This window comes from Actinoplanes ianthinogenes, assembly GCF_018324205.1.
GTDB lineage: Bacteria > Actinomycetota > Actinomycetes > Mycobacteriales > Micromonosporaceae > Actinoplanes > Actinoplanes ianthinogenes.
The window spans coordinates 1,588,950-1,605,188 of the sequence record NZ_AP023356.1 but is presented as its reverse complement, the minus strand read 5'-3'; the positions used below and the strand labels follow the sequence as shown (position 1 = coordinate 1,605,188).

Sequence of the window (16,239 nt, the reverse complement as noted above, 5' to 3'; positions counted from 1 at the left end):
GACCGCCGCCCTGCGCACCGAGCTCCATGACCGCCGCGGCTCTCCGGTGCGAGCGAACGGTGCCCGGTCAGGCGCGGCCGGCGAGGACCTCCGCGGCCAGCTCCAGCAGCATCTCCACGTCACCGCCGGGTGGGATCGGCGCCGGGTCGAGGCAGCGCTCCAGCAGCAGCTCGACCAGGGCCGCCCGGTCCACGATCGGGCCGGCCTCGATGGCGCCGGGGAGGATGCGGATCTCCACGGTGTCCCGGATCGGGGTGTCGGTGAGCAGCTGGGTCAGGTTCACGTCGAAGAACTTCGTCAGCTCGCCCTCGGCCGCGGCGGCGCGCAGATCGTCGTACGTCGGATTCTTGGCCACCGCGTCCACCAGCGGCCCGGGCAGGGGCGCCAACCTGCGGCAGGCGGGGTTGGTGCGCAGCACCGCCCGCAGCGGCTCGCGCCAGTGGGCGAACAGCCGGACCAGATTGGCCAGCGCGTGCGGCGCCCGGAAGGGCGCGCCGTCCAGATGGAGGTGCACCGCTGCCTCGTAGGGGATGGTGAAGCCCAGCTCCCGCGCCGGCGCGAGCAGCTCCTCAAGGGACTCCTCGATGTCAGTGGTCAGCGGCGGCGTGATGATCTCGCACGGCCGCTCGCGTTCCCCGCCGAGCGGCGAGGCCAGCGCGATCGTCACGTCGCCGGCGTCGTTCAGCCGGTACACCCCGCCGAACTGCTGGACCCGGCTGCCCCAGAGCGCGGCGACCTCGTCCAGCGCGGTGCCGATCGTGCCCGCCGGGTCGCTGTGCCGGGCCAGCAGGCGCAGCAGCCGCGCATCGTCGGTGAGCACCCGGAACCAGCCGGGCAGCGGCGGAGCTTTCGGGTCCAGCCCGGCGAGCAGGGTGATGTCGTCGACCAGCGTGCAGAGCAGCGCGCCGTCCGGGCGCAGCACCTCGAAGCCCTGGGTGAGGTGCAGGAACCGCCCCAGCCCGGGGACCAGGGACGGTTCACTGTCGGAGTGCCACACCGGCCGGACGCTGCCCCCGCAGCGCCCGGCCAGGTCCATGGCGAGGGTGCGCCGGCTGGCCCCGGGGGGAGCCATCAGCTCGATCTCGAAGCCGGTGCGCCGGCGCAACCTGCTCACGGCTTGATCGGCAGCGTCTGTCCGGCCAGCAGCTTCTTGCCGCCCAGCACCTTCGCGTCCCAGGCGGTCTTCAGCTTCCAGATCTTGGCCAGTTTGATCGCGTCGTCGACGTCGTAACCGGCGGCGAAGAACGCCTCGGCCTGCATCGACTCCCGGTACTCCTTGGCCGCGGCCGGGTCCGGCTTGACGCCCGGCAGGGTCTGGCCGGCGAGCAGCCGCTTGCCGCCCTCGACCTTCGCGTCGTACGGCGTCTTCAGCTTCCACAGCTTGGCCAGCTTGACCGCGTCGTCGTAGTCGTAGCCGGCGCTGAAGAACTTCGTCACCGAGGCCGGGATCGGGTCCACGTCGTCCGGTGCCGGCTCCGCGGAACCGGGCGCGATCGGCAGCGTCTGCCCGGCCAGCAGCAGGCGCCCGGCCTCGGCCTTGACCGACGCGATGTCGTTGGTCGACCGCTTCCACAGCTTGGCCAGCGCGACCGCGTCGTCGTAGTCGTAGCCGGCGCCGAAGTAGGCGTCGAACTCCTTCTGGTCGGGCTCGGCGAACACGCTCGGGGCCGGGCTGGCCGGCCCGGCCGCCACGATCGGCGCGGTCCCCGACGAGGAACCCTGGCCGGGCAGGACGGCCGGCAGGTTCACCACCGCGGCGATCAGGCCGGCGCCCAGCGCGGTGCCACCGGCCACCGAGGCGCCCAGGCGGCGGCGCTTGTGCTTACGGGACAGTTCGACGACCCGGGCGTACACCTCGGCCGGGTCTGCGTTGTGTGACTCGTGGCTCTCGAAGGTTTCCCTGAGCCGGTCACCGTGGTCGGTCACGACTTCTCCTCGACGGGGATCAGGATCTCTCGCTCCGACTCGAGCCGGAGCGTTTTCAGTGCCTTCGAGGCCTGGCTGCGCACCGTCGCCGGGGAGCAGTTGAGCAGGTCCGCGATGGATTCGTCGTCGAGTTGCTCGTAGTAGCGGAGTACGAGCACGGCTCGTTGCTTGCGCCCGAGTGTCGCCAGGCGGTGCCAGAGCGCGTCGGTCTCGGCGATCCGGTCGGCGTGGTCGTGCACCCCGCCGCGGGCATCGTCGATCTCGACCAGGCGCTCGCCGGCGAGATGCAGGTTGCGGACCGACCAGGAGCGTCGCCAGGAGAGGTACTCGTTGAGCACCATCCGCCGGACGTACGCCTCGGGTGAGTCCGCCTCACTGATCCGCCGCCACCGGACATGGGCCCGGGCCAGCACTTCCTGCACGACATCCTGCGCCAAGTGCCGGTCGCCGGTGAGGACGACCGCGTAGCGCAGCAGGCTGGGCAGTCGGGCCATCGCGAATTGCTCGAAGGTCACACCCACTTCGACGCCGCCCGGGCGCTTCCTGTGCACCGCCCCTCCGATCTTTTTCCTCACCGTACTAGGTAGGCCGCCTGCTAAGCAGATAGTCTGACTACATGATGCCCAAGCCGTGGCTGCACGGCTTCCTCGACCTGTGCCTGCTCGCCATGCTCCGCGAGCGCGCCGACTACGGTTACGGCCTGGCTCAGCGCCTCGCCGCGGCCGGGGTCGCCGACGTGCCCGGGGGCACCCTCTATCCTGCGCTGCTCCGGCTCGAGGAGCAGGGCTTCGCGGTGCCGAGGTGGGCGCCGTCCGAGTCCGGCCCCCGGCGGAAGTATTACGAGATCACGCCGGCGGGCGCCGACGTCCTGGCCACTCAGACACGGCAGTGGACCCGATTCCGCGACGGCGTCGACATCCTGCTCGGGGCGCCGCTGCCCGCTCCGCCCACGGTCGCCGGTCCGGCGCCGGATCCGCTGCCCGCTCCGGTCACGGTCGTCGCCCCGGCGCCGGATTCGTTGCCGGCTTCGGTCGCGGTCGTCGGCCCGGCGCCGGATTCGTTGCCGGCTTCGGTCGCGGTCGTCGGCCCGGCGCCGGATTCGTTGCCGGCTTCGCCGGAGGGGGCCCGTTGAGTACGCAGGAGAGCTGGCCCACCCGTTTCGAGGCCGAGCTGATGCGCCTCGGCGTGCCGGGACCGCGTGCCCGCCGCCTCACCGAGGACACCGCCGCCCAGGCCGCCGAGCACGCCGCCGACCCGGCCGGACTGTTCGGCCCGGCCCACCTTTATGCCCGGCACCTGGTCGCCGAGCTGTCCGCCCCGGTCGACCCGCCGCCGCGCTTCGCGACGGCCGGCCCGGTCCTGCTGCATCTCTCCGGCGTCGGCAAGCGCTTCCGCCGCCGGACCGTTTTCCAAGACGTCGATCTGACGGTACGCGGTGGGCAGGTCGCCGCCATCGTCGGCGCCAACGGTTGCGGCAAGTCCACGCTGCTCCGCATCTGCGCCGGCCTGACCCGTCCCGACACGGGCACGGTCCACCGCACGCGCCGGGTCGGATACGTCCCGCAGGACGGCGGCACCGCCGGCTGGCTCACCGCCGACGAGCACTTCGCCCTGTTCGGCGCGGCCGCCGGCGTGGTCCCCCGCCGCGCCCGCTCGACCGGCGCCCACCTGGCCGCCCGGCTGGCCTGGCGCCCGGACCCGGGACAGCGCGCCCAGCAGCTCTCCGGCGGCACCCGGCAGAAGCTCAACCTGGTGCTCGGCGAGCTGCACAGCCCCGACCTGCTGCTGCTCGACGAGCCGTACCAGGGCTTCGACCAGGGCACCTACCTCGACTTCTGGCGACAGGTGCACGCGTGGCGCGACGCCGGCCGCGCGGTCGTGGTGGTCACCCACCTGCTGCACGACCTGGGAAACGTCGACCACGTCCTGGACCTGGGGGAGAGATGACCGCGTTGGTGGTGGCCGAGCTGTCGGCCCGTGAGGTGGGCCGGCGGCGGGCCGCGGTGCTGCTGGTGATCGCACTGCCGCTCTGGTTCTACCTGGTCCGGCGGGACCTGGCCGGCCAGTCGATCCGGATGCTGGCGCTCGGCATCGCCTGGTCGATCTCCACGCTCACGCTGTTCGTGGTGAACGCGTCCCGCGGCGTCGACCCCCGGCTGCGGCTCTCCGGCGCCTCGGTGTTCGGCCTGGTCGGCGGCCGGTTGCTGGCGATGAGTGGTGCCGGGACCCTGCTCGGCCTCGGGTACTGGGCGCTGGTCAGCCTGGACCAGACCGTGCCGCACCCGTACGCGACCGGCCTGATCATGTTGCTCGCCGCCCTGGTCGCGGCCCCGTTCGGCAGCCTGGTCGGCGCGCTGCTGCCGCGCGAGCTGGAGGGCGCGCTGGCCCTGCTCAGCGTCTGCGCCGTACAGATGCTCGCCGACCCGGACGGCCTGGCGGCGAAACTGATGCCGTTCTGGTCGGTCCGCCAGATCGGCACCTACGCCGTCGACGACGCCGGCGTCAGCTACCTGTGGCAGGGCCTCACCCACTTCGCGCTGTACTGGCTGCTCTGCACCGCCGGCACCCTGGCCGTCTTCGCCTACCGCCTCCGGATCGTCCGCTACCCCGAGCCCGCGGACCCCGAGAACCGGGCCTGAAAGCCCACCGGGCGCTCCCGGTCAGCTGCTCGAGGTGTCGGGAGGTGCCGAGCGACTATGAAGCCACCCGGCAGCGGTCAGCGGCGGCCCTTGAGCCGGCGGCGCAGCACCGAGCGGGCGACGAGCAGCGCCACGATCGCGACCGCCTGACCACCGAGGATGATTTTGTTGACGTCGAGGGCGGGCTTCCAGGAGACGTCACCGTTCTTGATGATGAAGACGCCGGCCGGCTTGGCGCTCAACCCGTAACCGGCGCCGGATCCCTCACCCTGCGGCGCGCTGACCGCCTCGTCGCCGGCCTGGGTGACGCCGCTGCCGCCACCGCCACCGCCGCCCGCGGCCACCTTGGCGACCGGCAGCAGAATGATCCCGTCCCGCTCCACCGGCTCGCCGAACACCCGGCTCACCACGGCGTTGTCGGTCGCCGCGCGGGCCTTGTCGAGCAACGTGGCACTGTCAGTGGTAGTGATGGTCATCGCTCCTCCTTCGTCGACGCCCAGCCTGGCAAACCCGGAGCCGCCAAAGAGTCGCTCAGCCGACACCCACCCAGTCCCACCCTTCCCATCTCGCGCCTGTCCAGGGCCCTGAAGACCAGCCGAGAAGTGTCCAGCTGGTCCTGGTGGCCCTTCCCGAGCAGGGGATAGGGCGCTGAAGACCAGCCAAGAAGTGTCCGGCTGGTCCTGGTGGCCCTTCCCGAGCAGGGGATAGGGCGCTGAAGACCAGCCGGCGAGTGTCGGGCTGGTCTTGGTGGCCCTTCCCGGGCATGGGGTAGGGCGCTGGGGGCCAGCCGGGGGTGTCGGGCTGGTCTTGGTGGCCCTTTCTGGGGGTGGGGTAGGGCGCTGGGGGCCAGCCGGGGGTGTCGGGCTGGTCTTGGTGGCCCTTTCTGGGGGTCGGATAGGGCGCTGGGGGCCAGCCGGGGGCCAGCTGGGGGTTGATCTCCGGGACCAGCCGCGGACAGTGAGGTGGACCTTGTCGTGCGGCCTGGGGACAGACGGCGAGTGGGGGATGAGTGTCGACAGTGGGCCTATCTGGACTGATGAGGTGCGGTGCTGCTCCGCACCACCAGATGTGTCGGCACCAGGTCGGTGCCGGGACCGGCCGGCCCGGACCCGATCTGCGCCAGCAGCGCCTGCACGCACCGCCGCCCCACCTCGGCGAAATCCTGATGCACCGTGGTCAGCGGCGGCAGATACGACGACGCGTCCGCGATGTCGTCGAACCCGACCACGCTCACCTCCTCCGGCACCCGGCGGCCGCGTTCGGTCAGCGCCCGGAGCACGCCGAGCGCCATCTGATCGTTGGCCACGAAGACCGCGCTGCACTCGGCCGGCAAGGCGAGCCCGGCCTGATAGCCGCTCTCGGCCGACCAGTCGCCCCGTCCGATCGGCGGCACCGGGCGCCCGGCCTCCTCCAGCACCGTCCGCCAGGCCTGGGCCCGGCGTTCCGCCGCATAGGACTCGGCCGGTCCGGCGATGTGCCAGACCGTGGGATGTCCCAGGTCGAGCAGGTGCCGGACGGCCTGGCGGGCGCCGTCGGCCTGGTCGGTGTCGACCACGGGATAACGCTCTCCCGCATCCGAATCGACGACCACCACGTGTACGCCGGGCGGCAGCGCGACGGTGGCCGCGTCCAGCAGGTGCACCTCGAGGATCACGATGACGCCGTCGACGGCCAGCTCGCCCATCCTGGTGAAGGCGCCCAGCACGTTGTCCTGGGTGGGCACCCCGACCGGGATCAGCGTGATCGCGTAACCCTCGGCGGCCGCCTCTGTCGCGATCGCCTCGACGGTACGGCTGTTGCCGGTCGACGAGAGTCCGAACAGGATCACGCCGAGGGTGTTGAAGCGCCCGTACCGCAGGGAGCGCGCCGCGCTGTTCGGCCGGTATCCCAGCTCGCGCATCGCGGCGAGGACCTGTTCGCGGGTGGTCTCGACGACGCCGGACTGGCCGTTGGCGACCCGCGACACGGTCTGTGAGGAGACGCCGGCCAGTTTGGCCACGTCGGCCATCGACACCCGCTGTTTGCGGCGTCCGCCTGGCACGTCGGATCCACCGCGGAGACGCTGCGTTTCGATGGTGTGACTCCTTGACCCTGCTGGTGACGCGTGCCACTATACGGCACACATGTTTACGCAAACATTTCCGATCGCGGTCCAACATGTTTACGTAAACATGCACATCGAGCATCAACACAAGGAGGCATGGTGACCCGGCGGTCCTGGATCGGCTGGCAGTTCGTTGCCCCGTTCCTGGCGGTGTTCGCGCTGGTCTTCCTCGCGCCGATCGCCTACTCGATCTACCTGAGCCTCTACCGCACCAAGCTGATCGGCGGCACCTCCTTCGTCGGCCTGGAGAACTACGCGAAGGCCTTCGCGGACCCGCAGTTCTGGTCGGCGGTCGGCCGGGTGAGCCTGTTCCTCGTCGTCCAGGTGCCGATCATGCTGTTCCTGGCACTGCTGGTGGCGCTCGCGATCGACAGCGGTCGGCTCTACGGCGCGTCCTTCTTCCGCATCTCGATCTTCCTGCCCTACGCAGTGCCGGCCGTGGTGGCCACGCTGATGTGGGGCTTCATGTACGGCAACCAGTTCGGCCTGATCCGTTACTTCAACGACTGGTTCGGCGTCTCGCTGCCCGACCCGCTCGCCCCGAACCTGGTCCTGGCCGCCATCGGCAACATCACGACCTGGGAATTCGTCGGCTACAACATGATCATTCTGTATGCGGCGCTGCGCGTCGTCGACCCCTCGCTCTACGAGGCCGCGGCGATCGACGGCGCCGGCCAGTTCCGGATCATCCGGGCGATCAAGCTGCCCGCCCTGCGCGGCCCGCTGCTGATCACCACGATGTTCTCGATCATCGGCACCTTCCAGCTCTTCACCGAGCCGGTGGTGCTGCGCACGATCGCCCCGAACGCGATCCTCACCTACTTCACCCCGAACTACTACGCCTGGCAGCTCTCCGTCGGCGGTCAGCAGTTCAACTACTCGGCCACGGTCGCCGTGGTGATGGGGTTGCTCACGATGCTCGTCGCCTACCTCGTGCAGGCTCGTGCCGTACGGAAGGCGGGTTGATGGTCTCCGCGCCCACGATCCGCCCGGCGGCACGCCGGCAACCGCGACCGGCAGCGGTCCGGATCAGGAAGACCAGGAGCTGGTCGCTGACCGCGATCACCACGCTGATGCTGATCTACACGCTGCTGCCGCTGGCCTGGCTGGTGATCAGCGCGAGCAAGACGCAGGACGGCCTGCTCAGCACGTTCGGGCTGTGGTTCGGCGGGGACTTCGCGCTGATCGACAACATCGGCGAGGTCTTCACCTACCAGGACGGCATCTACCTGCGGTGGCTCGGCAACACGGTGTTCTACGTGCTGATCGGTGCGGGCGGCGCCACCCTGCTCTCCGCGCTCGCCGGGTACGGCCTGGCCAAGTTCGCCTTCCGCGGCCGCAAGGCGGTCTTCGCCGTGATCCTCGGGGCGGTCGCCGTGCCGCCCACCGCGCTCGCCGTGCCCACCTTCCTGCTGTTCGCCAAGATGGGCATCACCGACACGGTGTGGGCGGTGATCATCCCGTCGCTGATGATCCCGTTCAGCCTCTACCTGATGTGGGTGTTCAGCACCGACGCGGTGCCGGACGAGATCCTCGAGTCGGCCCGGGTGGACGGCGCCGGCGAGTTCCGGATCTTCTTCAGCCTGGCCGTGCCGCTGCTCTCCCCGGGCCTGGTCACCGCGCTGCTGTTCAACGTGGTGGTGACCTGGAACAACCTCTTCCTTCCGCTGATCATGCTGAAGGACCGCCATCTCTACCCGATCACGCTGGGCATCTACACCTGGAACCAGCAGTCCCAGACGGTCGGCGGCGACGTCGTCTTCAACCTGGTGATCACCGGGTCGCTGCTCGCCATCATCCCGCTCATCGCCGCGTTCCTGCTGCTCCAGCGCTACTGGCAGTCCGGTCTGGCGGTCGGCAGCGTCAAACAATGATTGAGAAGGGAAACGCATGAGAATCACCCGCCGGCGTGCGCTCCTCGGCGCCGCCATGTCGATAACCCTCCTGGCCGCGGGCTGCGGCTCGTCCGGCGACAGCACCGGGAACGCCCCGGCGTCGACCACCGTGACCGATGCCGACATCGAGGCGGCGCTCCAGGCCGGCGGCAACCTGACCGTCTGGGCCTGGGAGCCCACGCTGAAGAAGGTGGTCGCGGACTTCCAGGTCAAGTACCCCAAGGTCAAGGTCAACCTGGTCAACGCCGGCAGCGGCAACGACCAGTACACCGCGCTCCAGAACGCGGTCAAGGCCGGGACCGGAGTGCCGGACGTGGCGCAGATCGAGTACTACGCGCTGCCGCAGTTCTCGCTCTCCAAGGCGGTCACCGACCTGAACACGTTCGGCGCGAAGTCGCTGGACGGCACGTTCACCCCGGGGCCGTGGAGCTCGGTGCACGCGGGCGACAAGATCTTCGGCCTGCCGATGGACTCCGGCCCGATGGCGCTGTTCTACAACAAGGAGGTCTTCGACAAGTACGGCATCGCGGTCCCGGCCACCTGGGAGCAGTACGCCGCGGCGGCCGAGAAGCTGCACAAGGCGAACCCGAAGGCGTGGATCACCAGCGACAGCGGCGACGCCGGCTTCACCACCAGCATGATCTGGCAGGCGGGCGGGCGGCCGTATCAGGTGGACGGCACGAACGTCACGATCAACTTCGACGACGCGGGCACCAAGAAGTGGACCGGCCTGTGGCAGGGGCTGATCGACAAGAAGCTGCTCGCGCCGATCCCGGGCTGGTCCGACGCCTGGTACAAGGGTCTCGGTGACGGCACCATCGCCAGCCTGGTGATCGGCGCCTGGATGCCGCCCAACCTGGAGTCCGGCGTGAAGGCCGCGGCCGGCAAGTGGCGGGTCGCGCCGATGCCGCAGTGGACCGCCGGCGAGAAGGTCACCGCGGAGAACGGCGGCAGCTCGCTCGCCGTGACCGAGGCGAGCCAGAGCAAGAACCTGGCCTACGGCTTCATGAAGTACGCCACGGTCGGTGACGGCGCGCAGAGCCGGACCGACGAGGGTGCGTTCCCGGCGACCACCGCGCAGCTCACCGCGGACGCCTTCAAGAACAAGCAGTTCCCGTACCTGGGCGGGCAGAAGGCCAACGAGGTGCTCTCCGCGGCGGCCACCGAGGTGGCGAGCGGCTGGTCGTACCTGCCGTTCCAGGTCTATGCGAACAGTGTCTACAACGACTCCGTCGGTAAGGCGTACACCGGCGGATCCACCCTGCAGGACGGCCTGAAGGCCTGGCAGGACTCCTCCACCAAGTACGGCCAGGAACAGGGCTTCACGATTAAATGACAACCGACAACACGACGCCCCGGCGCTGGCTGCGCCGCGCCGGGGCGCCCCGGCTGGAGTACGGCGCCGACTACAACCCCGAGCAGTGGCCCCGCGAGGTCTGGGACGACGACGTCCGGGCGATGCGCGAGGCCGGCGTCACCATCGTCTCCCTGGCGATCTTCTCCTGGGCCCGGATCCAGCCGCGGCCCGAGGTGTACGACTTCGCCTGGCTCGACGAGATCATGGACCTGCTGCACGCCGGTGGCATCGCGGTCGACCTCGCCACCGCCACCGCCTCCCCGCCGCCGTGGCTGATCGCCCGGCACCCGGAGATCCTGCCGGTCGACAAGCACGGCAACACCGTGTGGCCGGGCGGCCGCCAGCACTGGCGGCCCACCTCGCCGGTCTTCCGGGCGCACGCCCTGCGGCTGGTCCGCGCCCTGGCCACCCGGTACGGCAAACACCCGGCCCTGGTCGCCTGGCACGTCAACAACGAGCTGGGCTGCCACAACGTCTACGACTACTCGGACGACGCGGCCGTGGCGTTCCGCGCCTGGCTGCGCGACCGGTACCGCACGCTGGACGGGCTGAACGCCGCGTGGGGCACCGACTTCTGGTCGCAGCGTTACTCCGACTGGGACCAGATCATCCCGCCCCGGCAGGCCACCACCCATCCGAACCCGACCCAGCGGCTGGACTTCAAGCGGTTCTCCTCGGACGCGCTCAAGGACCACCTGATCGCCGAGCGGGACCTGCTCCGCGAGCTCACCCCGGACGTGCCGGTCACCACGAATTTCATGGTGATGGGCGAGATGAGCCCGATGAACTACGCGGACTGGGCGGGCGAGGTGGACTTCGTCGCCAACGACCACTACGTGCTGCCCGGCCCGCAGGCCCGCGACGAGTTGTCCTTCTCGGCGAACCTGACGGGGAACCTCGCCGGTGGGCGGCCCTGGTTCCTGATGGAGCACTCCACCAGCGCGGTCAACTGGCAGCCGGTGAACGTGGCGAAGAAGCCGGGGGAGATGCACCGGGACTCGCTCACCCACGTGGCGCACGGGGCGGACGCGGTCTGCTTCTTCCAGTGGCGGCAGTCGAAGGCCGGGGCGGAGAAATACCACTCGGCGATGGTGCCGCACGCGGGGGAGGACAGCGCGGTCTTCCGTACGGTGGTCGATCTCGGACAACGGCTCGCGGCGCTGAGTGATGTCGCCGGGTCCCGCAAGACACCGGCGGACGTGGCGATCCTGTTCGACTGGGAGTCGTGGTGGGTGGCCGAGCACGACTCGCACCCGACCGATCGGCTGCGCTACAAGCAGGAGGCGCTCGACTGGTACACCGCGCTGCTCAACCTGGGCATCCGCGTGGATGTGGTGCCGGAACTGGGGGACCATCGTCTGGTCATCGCGCCGATCCTGCACGTGGTGCCCGCCGCGCTGTCGAGCCGGATAAGCGGATATGTCCGGAGCGGTGGACACCTGATCACCACCTACTTCTCCGGGATCGTCGACGAGAACGACCAGATCTGGCTCGGCGGCTACCCCGGAGCGTTGCGCGACCTGCTCGGGATCAGGATCGAGGAGTTCGCCCCGCTCCTGGACGGCGAGACCGCCGACCTGGACAACGGGACGACCGGCACCCTGTGGGCCGACCGGATCGGCGTCACCGACCCGGCCGTCGAGATCCTGGCCCGTTACAAGACCGGTGACCAGGCGGAACGTCCCGCGATCACCCGGCGCGCGGTGGGCGCCGGTTCCGCGGCGTACGTCTCCACCCGGCTCGGCGCCGACGGCCTCACCACGGTGCTGCCGGCGCTGCTGGACGCCGCGGGGGTGACCAGCGAACTGCCGCGGGAGCTGCGCGGGCGGGTGGAGCTGGCCCGGCGCGGCGAGCACCGGTTCCTGATCAACCGTACGTCCGAGCCGGTCGACCTGGGCCCGGACGGCATGCTGGAACCTCGGGGCGTGCGGGTTCTCTGAGGAATGCGGTGTGCTGCCTCGGGGGCCTTGAAGCAGCACACCGCACCCGGGCGGACCCTCGCGTTCAGCCCAGGGTCTGCGGGACCAGGGCCAGCGCCCCGTCCTTTCTGAGGAACAGGCGGTCGCCGTCCTCGACCACGAACATGTCCGGATAATTGATGGACCGTAACGTGAGTGCGGCACCGGAACGAATCACGATAGGGCAGAAAGTGGCGTCCTGATCGAACAGATCAGAACCGTCGCGGCGGTGCAGCTTGATTTCGAAGTTCTGATGTCGCAGGAAATAGCCTGGGAAGTTTACAGATTCAAGGGATACGCATCCGGAATTCGCCGGCCCACCACGGACGGTGAAGCTGGAGTCCGGCCGATCGGGGGCGTCGGGGCCTGACCCGATGGGGTCGATTCGCCCGAGAAAGTTGCTATGCCGGACCCGGTATCCGGGACGGTCCGCCACCGTCAGGGCGACGGTCGATCCGACGCGGAGCGTGACGTCCGGCGACGGCGACGGGGTGGGCGAGTGGCTGACCGGCTTCGATGTCCGGGACCGCGTGGGGGTGGGAGCGCTCCCGGGCCGGAAGGTGGACGGTATCGGGTTTGAGCTGCTGATCGGCGCGATCACCACGGTCTGCGCGGGTGGCGGCGCCGGCGGCACCGTGCCGGTCAGGAACTCCGGCTCGGCGGTGGGATCGCCACCGCGCAGAGCCAGCGCGGAGACCACGGCCGCGCCGACCGTGGCCGCCGCCACGGCGGCCAGGGCCGCCCGCCGCCGGGTCGTGCCGTAGTGCCGGGGCCAGGCCGGAAAGCCGGGAATCGGGGGAGGGGGGAATGACGGGGGAGTGGTGGGCCGGATCGGTGTTTTCCGGGGTCGCCCATCGGGGGAATAGGGCGGAACCCAGCGGCCGACCCGCAACCCCGAGCGGGTGTCGTCTTCCGGCATGTATTTCGCTTCCTGCTGAACTTGGACAAACGAATCTTTCCCGGGCGGCTGACGGATATCAAGAGGTTGATCAATCAATTTGCCCGAACCGGGGACAAATCTTTGTCCGGCGGCCGAACCGAAGCGCGGATCGATGCGTATACCTCCAGGGACCACCCGGCGAGGACATGGGGTGCCGGGTGGCCGCAGCGAGGAGAGCCGCGTGGACAGTCCAGTAGTGCCCGAGACCGGCGACGACCCGTCCAGACTTCCACCGGGCCTGCCCCGGATCTCCGACTACTGGCCCGACGCGCCGCACCGGCTCGGGCCGCCGGCCGACCACTACGAGCTGCCCGGCACGGATCCGCGCCGGCTGAGCGCTCCGCCGCCCGTACGCGTCGATCCGGGCATCGAGCCGGACCTCGCGATCAAGCGGGACTACAAGCCGGTGATCCTGCTGCTCGCCGTGCTCCTCCTGGTCGGCGGCGGGGTCTTCGCGGTCGTCTCCCGCCTGCGGGTCCCGGCCAGTGACGACTCGATCGACAGCCTGCCCGCCCCGCCGCTGCCGGTGCCGTCCGCCGCCGTCCCGCCGACCAGCCCTCCGGTGTCGATCGGCACCTCGCCGCCGCCCAGCCCGACCGCCGCGCCCACCTCGGCGGCCGCACCGGGTGGCGCCGAGAAGACGACCCCGCCGCCGGCGGTCCCCGCGGCCGCCACGCTCGAACTCGCCGACGGCGTCGCCCAGTTGCAGGTCCTGGTCGGCGACATCGGTGACGACGTCGTCCGGGTCAGCGTCGGCGAGGACAGCACGATCAGGGCGCGTGCCGCGGTGGACGACGACAGGGTCACCGTCTCGGTCGAGCCGAACGGCCGCAGGAACGGCTCGGCCAGTCTGGAGATCCGGCTCAGCGAGAAGGTCCGCTGGTCGTTCACGATGCGCGGCGGGGTCAGCACGGCCCGGGTCGACCTCTCCGGCGGCCAGGCCGGCCACATCGTGCTGATCGGCGGCGCCGCCACCATGGACCTGGTGCTGCCCACCCAGCGCGACGCGATCGGGATCGTCGAACGCGGCGGCCTCGGCACCTGGCGGATCGTCACCGACCGCGAGGTCCCGGTCCGCGCCTTCTTCCGCAGGGGCGCCGGATCGGTCACCGTCTACGGCGACACCGACGACGGCGTGGCCCCGGCCGCGGTGATCAGAAGCGGTCGCGGCGACGACGGCATCCGGCTCGCCTCGGAGCACGGGGTGGGAGCCCTCACCGTCCAGTCCCGGTGAGGTCAGGCAGAATCGCGGGGTGACACGTACCCACGGTGACGCCACGCCGCCGGAGGCGTCCTACTCCCTCGACCACTTCATCGGTCTCTACGAGGCCAAGGACGACCCCTGGGACAATGCCACCAAATGGAGCGACCAGCGCAAATACGCGGTCGCGATGGCCAGCCTGCCGCGCGAGCGGTACCGCCGCTGCTACGAGCCGGGCTGCGCGGTGGGCGTGCTCAGCGTGATGCTCGCGGCGCGCTGCGACGAGGTCGTGGCGGTCGACTGCGTGGCCGAGGCGGTGGTCCAGGCCCGCGCCGCCACCGCCGCCCTGCCGAACGTCGAGGTCTCCCGCGCCCTGCTCCCCGCCGAGCTGCCGGACGGCACCTTCGACCTGATCGTCGTCGGCGACCTGCTCTACTACCTCTCCGCCGCCGATCTCCAGCTGATGCTCGACGGCCTGCTCGACCGCCTGGAACCGGGCGGCGACCTGCTCGCCGCGCACTTCCGCGACCGCGACAACCCGGGCAACTACGACGGCTTCCAGGTCCACGCCGAGCTGGCCGCCCGCCCATCCCTCGACCGGGTCATCCACCACGAGGACGAATGGTTCCTCTTGGACGTTTTCCGCAAAACTGATTAGCGTACGCCCCGAGCACCGTCCCGCCCCGTCAGGCCGCCAGGACCAGACTGAGGGTGCCGACCGACTTGGACTTCTTGGCCTCGTACATCGCCAGGTCGGCGCGGCGGACCAGGTCGTCGACGGTGTCACCGGCACGTGCCCCGGCGGCGCCGACGCTGACCCCGATCCGGACCTGCTCCCCACCGGCGACGAACGGCTCGGTGGTCATCGCGGCGATCCGGTCGCTCACCGCCGTGACCGCGCCCGGACCGTGGCAGACCAGCACGAACTCGTCCCCGCCGAAACGGCTCACCAGATCGCCCTCGCGGACGCAGCCGCGCAGCCGGTCCGCCACCGCGACCAGCAGCTCGTCCCCGGCCGCGTGCCCGAGCCGGTCGTTCACCGGCTTGAAGCCGTCGAGGTCGCAGAAGAGCACCGCCAGTTGATCGCCGGAGGCGGCGGTGGCCGGTGAAGCGCCCACGGCGGGGGATCCGTCCGAGGGCCGCGTGGTGCGGGGGGATGTAGGGGATGCCGTGACGACCACGGGCAGGGTGGTGGCCAGCAGGTCCAGGCAGGCGGCCCGGTTGGGCAGGCCGGTCAGGGCGTCGCGGGTGGCCAGGCGGTGCAGGGCCTGCTCGGCGGCCCGGCGCTGGGCCGCGAGCCGGGCGATCCGGACCATCACCAGGGGGACCAGCGCCGCCGACGACAGGGCGATGAGTTCGCCGTCCACCGGCAGCCCCAGGATCGCCCGGCCGCCACCGACCAGCGGCGTGAGCGCCAGCATCGCCCCGAGGAAGGACAGCCGCCCGCGGCTCAGGTCGTCGTCCGGCGCCTGCCTGACGGTGACCACGGTGGCGACCGACGGGTGCAGCGCCGCGCAGCCCAGCGCCGCGTACGCGGCGAGGTACCACATGTTCGTCCAGTCCGCCCGGACCCCGTCGGCGTCCACGGCCAGCGGCGCGACGATCTTGCCGGCCAGGGTTATCGCGATCCCGGCGGCGAACAGCCGGACCGACGCCGACCGCCCGGCCGGCAACCAGGAGATGCGCAGCATCGCGCCCAGCGTGCCACTGAGCACCAGCAGGTCCAGGAACGCCGCGACCTCCCGCAGCGGTGACAGGTGCTGCGCCAGGTACGCGGGCAGCAGCACCGCGTCCCAGAGCACGCCGCCGAGCGCGACCGCGGTGATCACCGCGTCGATCACCCCGCCGATGTCGCCCCGGCCGCGCCGCCGGACCAGCACGAGCGCCCCGGCCAGCAGCAACGCCCCGCCCACGGAGAACAGCACGTCGGCGACGCTGCCGTCACCGGTGGCGCGCCCGCCGACCGTGGCCAGCCAGATCCAGATCAGGTTGCCGATGTTGTAGAGCACCATCGCGGCCAGCATCAGCCACCACGGTGCCCGGCTCCCGGCCGGCGCCCGGCGCAGCGCGGCGACCACCGCGGGCAGGGCCGCCAGGCTGACCGCGAGGAAGGGCCACTGCCGCAGCTCGAAGGGCCACGCCAGATAGGTCACCACCAGCAGGGTGGTGATCGCGGCGTAGGCACGGAACAGCACGAGCGCATCCATCGGCCGGGATCG

General features: G+C 70.8%; 16 protein-coding genes. 9 read left to right on the top strand and 7 right to left on the bottom strand.

Annotated features, from left to right (window positions below; translation table 11 throughout):
• Positions 1–67 precede the first annotated feature (67 nt).
• From Aiant_RS07310 to Aiant_RS07300, 3 genes are read right to left on the bottom strand one after another with little or no spacing between them, the layout of a single operon-like run.
• Complete coding sequence (locus tag Aiant_RS07310) at positions 68–1,114, bottom strand: amidoligase family protein (protein WP_229830525.1); 1,047 nt, start codon at positions 1,112–1,114, stop codon at positions 68–70.
• The gene (locus Aiant_RS07305; RefSeq protein WP_189332758.1) at positions 1,111–1,926 is read right to left on the bottom strand and encodes a hypothetical protein; all 816 of its coding nucleotides are present in this window, start codon (positions 1,924–1,926) and stop codon (positions 1,111–1,113) included. Before Aiant_RS07305 ends, Aiant_RS07310 begins: the two co-directional genes overlap by 4 nt.
• The gene (locus tag Aiant_RS07300; protein WP_185045062.1) at positions 1,923–2,441 is read right to left on the bottom strand and encodes a SigE family RNA polymerase sigma factor; all 519 of its coding nucleotides are present in this window, start codon (positions 2,439–2,441) and stop codon (positions 1,923–1,925) included. Before Aiant_RS07300 ends, Aiant_RS07305 begins: the two co-directional genes overlap by 4 nt.
• Positions 2,442–2,542: 101 nt before the next feature.
• Between Aiant_RS07300 and Aiant_RS45495 the strand changes: the two genes are divergently transcribed.
• The 3 genes from Aiant_RS45495 to Aiant_RS07285 are packed head-to-tail and all read left to right on the top strand — an operon-like array spanning position 2,543 to position 4,565.
• A complete protein-coding gene (locus tag Aiant_RS45495; RefSeq protein ID WP_229830528.1) occupies positions 2,543–3,058 on the top strand; it encodes a PadR family transcriptional regulator in 516 nt (171 codons plus the stop codon).
• Entirely contained in the window at positions 3,055–3,873 is an 819-nt protein-coding gene (locus Aiant_RS07290; RefSeq protein WP_229830531.1) for an ATP-binding cassette domain-containing protein, read from the top strand. The genes Aiant_RS45495 and Aiant_RS07290 overlap by 4 nt, the downstream gene beginning before the upstream one ends.
• Entirely contained in the window at positions 3,870–4,565 is a 696-nt protein-coding gene (locus tag Aiant_RS07285; protein ID WP_189332759.1) for a hypothetical protein, read from the top strand. The genes Aiant_RS07290 and Aiant_RS07285 overlap by 4 nt, the downstream gene beginning before the upstream one ends.
• A gap of 77 nt (positions 4,566–4,642) precedes the next feature.
• On the opposite strand, the gene Aiant_RS07280 is transcribed toward Aiant_RS07285, so the two are convergent.
• Both Aiant_RS07280 and Aiant_RS07275 read right to left on the bottom strand, forming a co-directional pair.
• A complete protein-coding gene (locus Aiant_RS07280) occupies positions 4,643–5,041 on the bottom strand; it encodes a GerW family sporulation protein (protein WP_189332760.1) in 399 nt (132 codons plus the stop codon).
• A gap of 548 nt (positions 5,042–5,589) precedes the next feature.
• Positions 5,590–6,606: a LacI family DNA-binding transcriptional regulator gene (locus Aiant_RS07275; RefSeq protein ID WP_229830534.1), complete on the bottom strand. Its 1,017-nt coding sequence runs from the start codon at positions 6,604–6,606 to the stop codon at positions 5,590–5,592.
• 159 nt (positions 6,607–6,765) lie between these two features.
• Between Aiant_RS07275 and Aiant_RS07270 the strand changes: the two genes are divergently transcribed.
• From Aiant_RS07270 to Aiant_RS07255, 4 genes are read left to right on the top strand one after another with little or no spacing between them, the layout of a single operon-like run.
• Positions 6,766–7,635 carry a carbohydrate ABC transporter permease gene (locus tag Aiant_RS07270; protein ID WP_189332761.1) on the top strand — a complete coding sequence of 290 codons (870 nt, stop codon included), beginning with the start codon at positions 6,766–6,768 and terminating at the stop codon, positions 7,633–7,635.
• A complete protein-coding gene (locus Aiant_RS07265; RefSeq protein ID WP_189332762.1) occupies positions 7,635–8,543 on the top strand; it encodes a carbohydrate ABC transporter permease in 909 nt (302 codons plus the stop codon). The genes Aiant_RS07270 and Aiant_RS07265 overlap by 1 nt, the downstream gene beginning before the upstream one ends.
• A gap of 16 nt (positions 8,544–8,559) precedes the next feature.
• Positions 8,560–9,900, top strand: a complete 1,341-nt coding sequence (locus Aiant_RS07260; RefSeq protein ID WP_189332763.1) for an ABC transporter substrate-binding protein — start codon at positions 8,560–8,562, stop codon at positions 9,898–9,900.
• Positions 9,897–11,861 carry a beta-galactosidase gene (locus Aiant_RS07255; RefSeq protein ID WP_189332764.1) on the top strand — a complete coding sequence of 655 codons (1,965 nt, stop codon included), beginning with the start codon at positions 9,897–9,899 and terminating at the stop codon, positions 11,859–11,861. Before Aiant_RS07260 ends, Aiant_RS07255 begins: the two co-directional genes overlap by 4 nt.
• A 64-nt stretch (positions 11,862–11,925) precedes the next feature.
• On the opposite strand, the gene Aiant_RS07250 is transcribed toward Aiant_RS07255, so the two are convergent.
• Positions 11,926–12,798, bottom strand: coding sequence for an AbfB domain-containing protein (locus tag Aiant_RS07250; RefSeq protein WP_189332765.1), 873 nt, complete (start codon positions 12,796–12,798; stop codon positions 11,926–11,928).
• Positions 12,799–13,000: 202 nt separating this feature from the next.
• Between Aiant_RS07250 and Aiant_RS07245 the strand changes: the two genes are divergently transcribed.
• Positions 13,001–14,053 (top strand): hypothetical protein, encoded by a 1,053-nt coding sequence (locus tag Aiant_RS07245; protein WP_189332766.1) that lies wholly within the window; start codon positions 13,001–13,003, stop codon positions 14,051–14,053.
• Between the two features lie 19 nt (positions 14,054–14,072).
• Positions 14,073–14,678: a class I SAM-dependent methyltransferase gene (locus Aiant_RS07240; RefSeq protein WP_189332767.1), complete on the top strand. Its 606-nt coding sequence runs from the start codon at positions 14,073–14,075 to the stop codon at positions 14,676–14,678.
• A 28-nt stretch (positions 14,679–14,706) separates the two neighbouring features.
• Here the strand turns inward: Aiant_RS07240 and Aiant_RS07235 are convergent, their stop codons facing one another.
• Positions 14,707–16,227 carry a GGDEF domain-containing protein gene (locus Aiant_RS07235; protein WP_189332768.1) on the bottom strand — a complete coding sequence of 507 codons (1,521 nt, stop codon included), beginning with the start codon at positions 16,225–16,227 and terminating at the stop codon, positions 14,707–14,709.
• Positions 16,228–16,239: the final 12 nt, after the last annotated feature.